The sequence below is a fragment of the Mucilaginibacter sp. P4_D1 genome (assembly GCF_056401935.1).
In genome coordinates this window covers 1-8,837 of the sequence record NZ_JBFUIJ010000089.1, presented here as the reverse complement: position 1 = coordinate 8,837, position 8,837 = coordinate 1, and the positions used below count along the sequence as shown (strand labels likewise).

General features: G+C 43.9%; 9 protein-coding genes. 8 read left to right on the top strand and 1 reads right to left on the bottom strand.

What is annotated here, in order from left to right:
- The 8 genes from AC1DV1_RS30815 to AC1DV1_RS30780 form a co-directional block, all read left to right on the top strand.
- Positions 1-236: transposase (locus AC1DV1_RS30815; RefSeq protein ID WP_477361537.1), on the top strand; the 236-nt coding region annotated here is incomplete at its 5' end.
- Positions 237-533: 297 nt separating this feature from the next.
- Positions 534-725: a hypothetical protein gene (locus AC1DV1_RS30810; protein WP_477368526.1), complete on the top strand. Its 192-nt coding sequence runs from the start codon at positions 534-536 to the stop codon at positions 723-725.
- Positions 726-945: 220 nt separating this feature from the next.
- Complete coding sequence (locus AC1DV1_RS30805; protein WP_477368523.1) at positions 946-1,455, top strand: DUF3347 domain-containing protein; 510 nt, start codon at positions 946-948, stop codon at positions 1,453-1,455.
- A gap of 42 nt (positions 1,456-1,497) precedes the next feature.
- A complete protein-coding gene (locus AC1DV1_RS30800; protein ID WP_477368520.1) occupies positions 1,498-3,759 on the top strand; it encodes a multicopper oxidase domain-containing protein in 2,262 nt (753 codons plus the stop codon).
- Positions 3,760-3,902: 143 nt separating this feature from the next.
- Positions 3,903-5,927 carry a copper-translocating P-type ATPase gene (locus AC1DV1_RS30795; RefSeq protein WP_477368517.1) on the top strand — a complete coding sequence of 675 codons (2,025 nt, stop codon included), beginning with the start codon at positions 3,903-3,905 and terminating at the stop codon, positions 5,925-5,927.
- 61 nt (positions 5,928-5,988) lie between these two features.
- On the top strand, positions 5,989-6,372 hold the full coding sequence (locus tag AC1DV1_RS30790) for a DUF6799 domain-containing protein (protein ID WP_477368514.1): 384 nt from the start codon (positions 5,989-5,991) through the stop codon (positions 6,370-6,372).
- 386 nt (positions 6,373-6,758) lie between these two features.
- Positions 6,759-7,274, top strand: coding sequence for a DUF2911 domain-containing protein (locus AC1DV1_RS30785; RefSeq protein WP_477368511.1), 516 nt, complete (start codon positions 6,759-6,761; stop codon positions 7,272-7,274).
- A 128-nt stretch (positions 7,275-7,402) separates the two neighbouring features.
- Positions 7,403-8,485, top strand: a complete 1,083-nt coding sequence (locus AC1DV1_RS30780) for a DUF3810 domain-containing protein (protein WP_477368508.1) — start codon at positions 7,403-7,405, stop codon at positions 8,483-8,485.
- A gap of 136 nt (positions 8,486-8,621) precedes the next feature.
- On the opposite strand, the gene AC1DV1_RS30775 is transcribed toward AC1DV1_RS30780, so the two are convergent.
- Positions 8,622-8,837: transposase (locus AC1DV1_RS30775; protein WP_477366656.1), on the bottom strand; the 216-nt coding region annotated here is incomplete at its 5' end.

Here is an 8,837-nt window from a genome sequence, read left to right as displayed (position 1 = left end):
GCGCACATTGGGGGATAGAAAATCAGTTGCACTGGCAACTGGATGTTGGTTTTGGCGAAGACTACAATACCACACGCAACAGGCAGGCCGCTCAAAACCTGGCAGTCGTCAGAAAAATAGCCTTAAATATTCTGAAAGCTGATAAAACCAGCAAGGCCAGCCTGAAGGCCAAACGAAAAATGGCTGGTTGGAACCATAAATTTCTGTTAACGCTTATCGCTAATAAAAATTTCTAATGCGTCAGCCCTGGGTCAGCGGCTACTGAAATTCGAACCACAGGATAAAGTTAATAAATTTAAGATTTACGCGGCCGATAAGGCCGAAGATTGGATAGATTATGAGCAATCGCGGTCGGTAGATGTGCCGCAGGATGGACAGCTCGGTACTATTACGGTATATAACGATCATCATTTTGATTTTGATGCCCCGGCGCTTTTACCGGCCAGGATTTGTAAAGCATCCACAGTTTAAAACAACATAACCGAGTTAAAATACACAGAATGATCAATTGTCCTTTAATTAAATAACCAACCATGAGCAAGAAAAGAACAATGCCCAACGAGCCAGACGAAATGCCGGTTACACCCGAAAGGCCCGAGATAAGGCAGCCAACTGATCCCGGTGAACCTGATGTGCCCGAAGAAGGCCCTGAAAATATCCCCAATGAACTGCCGCCGGATGAAACTGAACAGCCGGAGTTAAACCCGGATGAGTTTGAGAAATAGTTGGTCTTAAGACTACTTCTGCCGTCATTTGCCGTACCCAATGGCCCTGCTTGCTCCAATCAAAAACACAAAATAACATAACTTAAAACCCGAATTCTATAAAAAAGTACCGGGGCATATAGGTTAAATTTGTATCGGAATAAAATTAAAGCAATTTCTTATTATTCAAGCTGCTGCCGGCCATTGGCTTGGGTGGCCTTTATATTAAACTATCAAAATCATGAAAAAAACATTGTTATTGATCGCTTTTATCGCGACTGCCCTTACCCAACAACTTTTTGCCCAGGACGGCAAGGCTACGGCACTTACTCCATTGCTATCATCTTATTACGGCGTTAAAGATGCCTTAGTAAAATCAAACAGTGCAGATGCTGCTGCCAGCGCCGGCGAATTTTTAAAAACTATTAACGGGGTTGATGTAAAGTCGCTGCCCGCTACGGATGCTGCCGCGTTTAAGCCTTTGCAGGAAAAGCTGGCTTTTGATGCCCGGCACATATCCGAAAGTAAGGACATAGCCCATCAACGGGAGCATTTTGCTAATTTTTCGGCAAATTTCTTTAGGCTGACCAAGGCGGTAAAACTAACCGATAAGCCGGTTTACTATGCCTATTGCCCCATGAAAAAAAGCTACTGGCTATCGGCCGATGCCGCCATTAAAAACCCTTATTATGGCAGTATGATGCTTACCTGCGGCAAGGTTAGCGAAACCATTAGCCCTGCAACCAAATAATACATAAAATGCTTCCGGGTAACTCCAGAAGCTTATTTTATCATGAAAATATCCACCGTTCTTTTATTGAGTTTCTTTTTGTCTTTTTCGGCCTATGCACAGCATATGGCTATGAAAATGGACGAAAAGGAACCGCGCAAACCCTTTTACACCAAAGTGGGCAATCGTGAAATTTATCATTTATACATTGCCGATACTACAGTAAACTACACTGGCAAAACAAGGCCGGCTATGGTCATTAACGGAAGCATACCTGCCCCTGCATTGGAGTTCATCGAAGGCGATACCGCCGAAATATATGTGCATAACCAAATGATGATGGAGACATCGATCCACTGGCATGGGTTGATATTACCCAACCGCTATGATGGTGTTTCTTACCTTACCACCGCCCCAATTGAGGCAGGGCAAACGCATTTTTACAAGTTCCCGCTGGTACAGCACGGCACTTACTGGTACCACTCGCATACCATGACACAGCAGCAAAGCGGTATGTATGGCGCCTTTATTATCCACCCCAAACAGCCAGCCGGGCAAAAGGAGTACACCTTACTGCTGAGCGATTGGACCAATGAAAACCCCGAACAGGTAGAACGATCATTACATAACCAAACCGATTGGTACGGTATCCGTAAAGGCAGTACTCAAAACTATGCAGAAGCTGTAGCCGAAGGCCATTTTAAAACCAAGCTAACCAACGAATGGAAGAGAATGGTAGCCATGGACGTGAGCGATGTGTATTACGACCGTTTTTTTAGCAATGGGAAAGCAATAAACAACGCCCCGCAGTTTAAAAAAGGCGACCAGGTGAAACTGCACATTATTAACGGCAGTTCATCAACCTATTTTTGGCTAAAGTATGCCGGAGGCAAAATTACCGTTGCAGCTAACGATGGCGAGGATGTGCAACCGGTAGCTGTTGACCGGCTGATTATAGCCGTAGCCGAAACATACGATGTGATAGTTACCATCCCTAACGACGGCAGTTTTGAATTTTTGGCAACATCCGAAGACCGCACCCGGTCAACCTCATTATGGCTTGGTAGTGGCGCGCAGTTTAAAGCCAAGCCATTGCCCAGGCTCAAATATTTTGAAGGCATGAAGATGATGAACGACATGATGGGGGTGGATGGCAACATGAAAAAAATGGATGGCATGGTGATGACCAACCAGGTGATGGACATGAATACCGTAATGTATCCTGAAATTACCGGGGATGGATCAGCCGCAAAAGATACGGGTGCGACCGCTAAAGAAATGAATGATATGCCCGGTATGGATATGGCGGGCAGCACCGATATGGTTACCCTTAATTATGGGATGTTAAAGGCCATTAAACCCACTAATTTACCTGCCGGCCCGCTAAAGGTTTTACATTTTAACCTTACCGGTAACATGAACCGCTATGTTTGGACGATAAATAATAAAACGGTTTCCGAATCAGATAAAATACTGATCAAAAAAGGCGAAAATGTGCGCATTATCCTGTACAATAATACCATGATGCGCCACCCTATGCATTTGCACGGGCATTACTTTAGGGTACTAAACGGGCAGGGAGATTATTCGCCATTAAAAAATACGCTGGATATTATGCCGATGGAAACTGATACTATTGAGTTTGCGGCTACTGCAAGCGGCGATTGGTTTTTTCATTGCCATATCCTTTACCATATGATGAGCGGGATGGGTCGCATATTCGGCTATGAAAATTCGCCGCCAAACCCCGAACTGCCCAACCCGGCCAGTGCCCTGAAAAAAATATACGCCGATGACAGCCGCTTTTTCCCGGCTGCAAAAATTGGCCTGGAAAGCAATGGCAGCGACGGTACAGTTAGCATTGCCAATACCCGGTGGAAATTATCAACCCTATGGCACCTGGGTGTAAACAGCAAAAAAGGGTATGAAAGCGAAACTATGGCAGGCCGTTATTTTGGGCAAATGCAATGGCTGTACGCGTATGGAGGGTTTGATTACCATTACAAAAAATCAACCGACCAGGAAAAAAACCTGTTTGGCCAGCAAAGCAATAAAAACAACCGCCATACCGTAGTTGCAGGGGTATCGTATATATTACCCATGCTGTTTGTGGCCGACGCCCGTGTGGATGGGAATGGCAAATTCAGGTTTCAATTGGGGAGGGAAGATATCCCTTTAACCAGCCGGTTAAGGTTTACGCTCATGGGGAATACTGATAGAGAATATGCTGTAGGCATGCGCTATATTTTTACCAAATATTTCTCTTTATCATCACATTACGATAGCGATATGGGCCTGGGTGGCGGCTTAACCTTAACTTATTAGGTGATGGTTGTTAGTTGTTTATGTGACGGCGGTCATTCCCTGGTTGGTTTGTAATTAGCAGCTTTGTTTGTTGTTCAGTTGAACGGTAAAACTTTAAAGCTAAAGATGATGTATTACGGAGTTTTTGGAGAACTGCACCTGTTATGAAGATGAACAAAATGCATGAAGGTATGGACCATCAACAAATGCATCATAGTCATGATCAGCACATGGGAATGTCAGAACATGACCACCATGCTATGATGATTGCCGATTTTAAAAAACGGTTTTACGTGGTATTGGCGCTTACGATCCCTATCATGTTGTTATCAACCATGATCCAGCATTTTATGGGGGTTAGTTGGCAGTTCAAGGGTTCGTCGTACATTTTGTTTGCTTTATCATCGGTGGTGTTTGTATATGGGGGCTGGCCTTTTTTAACCGGTTTGGTAAGCGAGGCAAAAGCCAGAAATCCGGGGATGATGTTCCTGATAGGTTTTGCTATTACAGTGGCTTATAGTTATAGCGTGGCCATCGTTTTCGGTCTCAACGGGATGGATTTCTTTTGGGAGTTGGCTACCCTTATCCTCATTATGCTTTTAGGGCATTGGATAGAAATGCGATCGGTAATGGGCGCATCAAATGAGCTGGAGTTGCTGGTTAAGCTCATGCCGGCAGATGCGCACATGGTAATGCCCGGCATGGTGCACGATGTAAAAACAGGTACGTTAAAAGCCAATGATATTATCCTGGTAAAGCCCGGAGAGAAAGTTGCGGCAGATGGTATTATACTGGAGGGTGATAGCTACCTCAATGAATCGATGCTCACAGGCGAATCGCGGCCGGTGCAAAAAGTAAAAGGCGATAAGGTAATAGCCGGCTCCATCAATGGCAACGGTTCGTTTAAAGTAACAGTTTCACACGCCGCCAAAGATTCCTATTTATCGCAGGTAGTTAAGCTGGTTGACGATGCACAAAAGTCAAAATCGCAAACGCAGTTACTGGCCGATACCGCTGCAAAATGGTTGACAATTATAGCCCTGGTTACAGGTATCGGTACGTTTATGTATTGGTTTTTAACCGGGCAAACCATCGCTTTTGCCATGGAACGGATGGTAACCGTTATTGTTATTTGTTGCCCGCACGCTTTGGGGCTGGCTGTTCCGCTGGTGGTAGCCAAATCAACGGCATTATCGGCCAAACATGGGCTGCTCATTAAAAATCGCACCGCTTTTGAAAATGCCCGTAAAATTACCACCGTGGTATTTGACAAAACAGGCACGCTTACGGTGGGCAAATTTGAAGTATCCAAAGTTGTTTCGTTTAATAAGGAAATCAAACAGGACAACCTTATCCGCCTGGCCTCTGCCTTAGAACAAAACTCAGAGCACCCCATAGCCACCGGCATCCTGCAAAAAGTGAAAGACTTAAAAATTACCATTCCGCAGGCGCAAAACTTTAAGGCCATAACCGGCCAGGGTGTCGGGGCAACAGTAGATGGTAAAAAGATATTGGTGGTTAGCCCGGGTTATTTAAAAGAAAATAAGCTGGCCGTTCCCGGTGTATATAATGCCAACGATACCGAAACAGTGGTATTTGTAATAATTGACCAGCAATTGGCCGGATACATCGCCCTTTCGGACGAGATCCGCCCCGAATCGGCAGATGCAATTAAAACGTTGAGGCAGGAAAACATCAGGTCTATTTTGCTAACCGGCGATAACAATAAAGTGGCGGCAAGTGTAAGCAAAACTTTAGGGATGGATAGTTTTATTGCCGAAGTATTGCCTCATCAAAAATTGGGTAAGATTAAAGACCTGCAAAGCAAGGGCGAATTTGTGGCCATGACCGGCGACGGTGTTAATGATGCCCCCGCGCTGGCCCAGGCAGATATTGGCATTGCAGTAGGCTCGGGTAGCGACATAGCGGCCGAAACTGCCGGTATTGTACTGGTGAACAGCAACCCGAAAGATATTGTAAGCCTGATACTGTTTGGCAAGGCAACCTATCGTAAAATGATCCAGAATTTGATTTGGGCAACCGGGTATAACATTGTGGCGTTGCCCCTGGCTGCGGGCGTGTTATATAACCAGGGCATTCTTTTAAGCCCGGCATTAGGTGCGGTTTTAATGACTGTAAGTACCGTTGTTGTAGCTATAAATGCAGGTATGCTGAAAGTAAAAGAATAACGTACCCTGAACCGGGCTCCATCAAAAAGCAAAATATTAACCAATATAAACCACCAGGAAAATGAAAAGAATGATGATTGCCCTTATGGCTGTTACCTTAAGTTGTAGCGCTATGGCACAAACCAAAACAACCGACACTACCATGCACAAGATGTCGCATAAAATGTCGCACAAATCAATGCATAAGATGTCGCATATGTCGATGGATAAAATGCACGATTGTGTAATGATGAAAGACGGTAAAATGATGGCTATGATGAATGGCAAAACCATGCCCATGACCCAAGCTAAAACCATGACAAACGGTACCGTTGTTGAGGCCGACGGAACCTGTAAAATGAAAGGCGGCAAAACAATGAAATTAAAAGAAGGCCAATGTGTAATGATGAACGGCGAGATGCCAAAAATGCCAATGAAAAAAGATACTACGGGGCATAAAATGTAGGTGAATTTTTTAAAAAAAAGGCTTATCGTCATTGGTAAGCCGTTTTTTTTTGTGCGATGTGTATTGCCTCAAACCTGATCCGGGCGTTCCCCACGCTGGTGTAAATAGCCGTCAGGCTTTTGTTCCCTTTGGTCATCACTAACCGTTACGTAACAGCAAGTTGGCGGCCTGATAAACAGATGCTATCTGTACCAAAAGCACCGCCGCCCTAAAATATTAATCGGTGTGGTTACTACCGACTTAAAAACGGACAGAGGCGGATATAAGTTGGATAACTATATAGTCGAAATGTTTTTATAGCTATGCCACACGTTTATTTAATTTATCAATTGCTGCCCTAAAAAATTTCGCCCTATATTTATGCCAAATAAATCATGAGAAATATTATGAACAGACCTTTTCAATTTAAAGCAGCATTTGTTTTTGCATTTGCCTTATTTTTAAGCAGCCTGGCCTTTGCACAGGAAAAACCGGCCAGTCCGCACGATAGTACAAGCGCTACAGTTGCAGGCTCATTGATTAAAATCAAATACGGAAGTCCGTATGTAAAAGGCCGCAAAATATTAGGCGAATTGGTGCCGTTTGATAAAGTATGGCGTGCAGGTGCCGATTCGGCAACCAGTTTTACAACCAGCAAAGCAATAAAGGTTGAAGGTAAAGCACTTCCGGCCGGTAGGTACGCCTTTTTTGTAATTCCATCTGCAAGTGGCACATGGACTATTATTTTTGATAAAAACCCTAAGCAATGGGGAGCTTACACTTATAAACCAGAAAACGACCAGCTGCGTGTAACAGTTAAAGGCAAAACCGCGCCAAAAGCCGAAAGCCTTACCTATACCATTACACCAAAAGGTTTCAACCTGAAATGGGATACCTTTGTTGTGCCGGTGGCCATTAAATAAGTATTTATTTAATCCGTATAAAAGAAGAGCTCCTGTAAAGGAGCTTTTTTTGTATACGGCAATCAGAAAAAAAGCTTCTTAAAGGTAAAGCTTTGTTATATTGCCTTGGTTAACATCTATAGTATACAATGCGTACCTACCTCAGCAAAAATCCATTCCTTAAAAGAATAATAGCCATATTGTTGTTAGCCATGGCCATTTTTTTGTTGATGCTGTTTGCCGGTTATCCCGCACTGGTCGAGCGTTATTATTCGCAAGGGTTTTATAAACTTATTAGCTGGGTTTTTCACCCGGTTTTTAATTTATTCCCTTTTAGCGTAGGCGATTTGCTTTACGCCGCAATTATTTTGGCTATAGTTGTAGCTATCATCAGAATGGTAAAGCTGCTGGTTAAAAAGCAGTTCAAAAAAATTGGAATGCAATTGTTGAGCTGGGTAATAAGCATCCAGATAGTGGTTGTAGCTTTTTATTTGTTTTGGGGGATGAATTATTTCAGGCCATCGGCCGCTGTACGCCTTAATTTAAGAGATACTACATTCACTACTGCCGATTTAAAGGCCGTAACCAAATTACTGATAGATAGCGCCAACGCCTGCCGAGCCAGGGTAACCGCTGCCGACCTGGCCCAAAGCAACAGTGCTATTTACCAAACGGCTGCAAACGCGGTAAAAGCGCTCTCGGCCGACTCGGCCAATTTTCGCGCTTTTCAGCCTGGCGTAAAGCCCTCTATGATTACATTCTTATTGAATTATATAGGAACGTCGGGTTACTATAATCCATTTACGTCCGAAGCGCAGATTAATTATGCCATGCCCGTGTTTAACAGGCCATTTGTAGCTTGCCATGAAATGTCGCACCAGATAGGTTACGGGGCCGAGGACGAGGCTGATTTTGCCGGGTTTATTATCGCCATAAAATCAAAGGACCGCTTGCTGCGTTACTCGGGCTATCACCTGGCGGTTGACGAGTTTATGCATACCCTGCGCCGGCGCGATACCGTGGCCCATAAGGAATTAAAGGCGATGATATCGAAACAAGTACACCAGGATTTTGTAGCCGAACGCGCCTACTGGATGGCCTATGAAAACCAGCTTAGCTGGATAAGCAGTATCTTTTATGATAATTTTTTGAAAGCCAACAACCAACCCCGCGGCCTGGCAACATACAACCGCATGGTGTTACTGGTAATGGCCAAGTATAATGTTCATTAGCGATTGGTCATTTACGCTGCGCTTGTCATTGGTCATTTCGCTTCGCTGTCATTGGTAGATTTATCAAAAAAATTAAAACAGTTGTTAGCCAATCAAACTAATGACGGATCAGTCGGAAAAGTTGGGGGGGCGATCCTCAGGCATATATTTTGGCAAGCCTGAATAGGAAGAAAGTAGTATCTCTTACTCCTCTTAAAGTAGCTCTAAAAGCTTTTGCCTTAGCATTAAATGATTCGGCTGAAGCATTTGTACTTCTGTTGTCGAAGAAGTTTAAGATAGACTCATAATGTGTTTGTACAGATTTAGATACGGTTTTAAAAGACTCAATTCCTGCATCTTCTACATCATTATA

Excerpts from the sequence above, each read along its gene's own strand:
- AC1DV1_RS30790 (WP_477368514.1), top strand. The coding sequence starts at position 5,989 with ATGAAAAGAATGATGATTGCCCTTATGGCTGTTACCTTAAGTTGTAGC.
- AC1DV1_RS30805 (WP_477368523.1), top strand. The coding sequence starts at position 946 with ATGAAAAAAACATTGTTATTGATCGCTTTTATCGCGACTGCCCTTACC.
- AC1DV1_RS30810 (WP_477368526.1), top strand. The coding sequence starts at position 534 with ATGAGCAAGAAAAGAACAATGCCCAACGAGCCAGACGAAATGCCGGTT.
- AC1DV1_RS30795 (WP_477368517.1), top strand. The coding sequence starts at position 3,903 with ATGAAGATGAACAAAATGCATGAAGGTATGGACCATCAACAAATGCAT.
- AC1DV1_RS30800 (WP_477368520.1), top strand. The coding sequence starts at position 1,498 with ATGAAAATATCCACCGTTCTTTTATTGAGTTTCTTTTTGTCTTTTTCG.
- AC1DV1_RS30785 (WP_477368511.1), top strand. The coding sequence starts at position 6,759 with ATGAACAGACCTTTTCAATTTAAAGCAGCATTTGTTTTTGCATTTGCC.
- AC1DV1_RS30780 (WP_477368508.1), top strand. The coding sequence starts at position 7,403 with ATGCGTACCTACCTCAGCAAAAATCCATTCCTTAAAAGAATAATAGCC.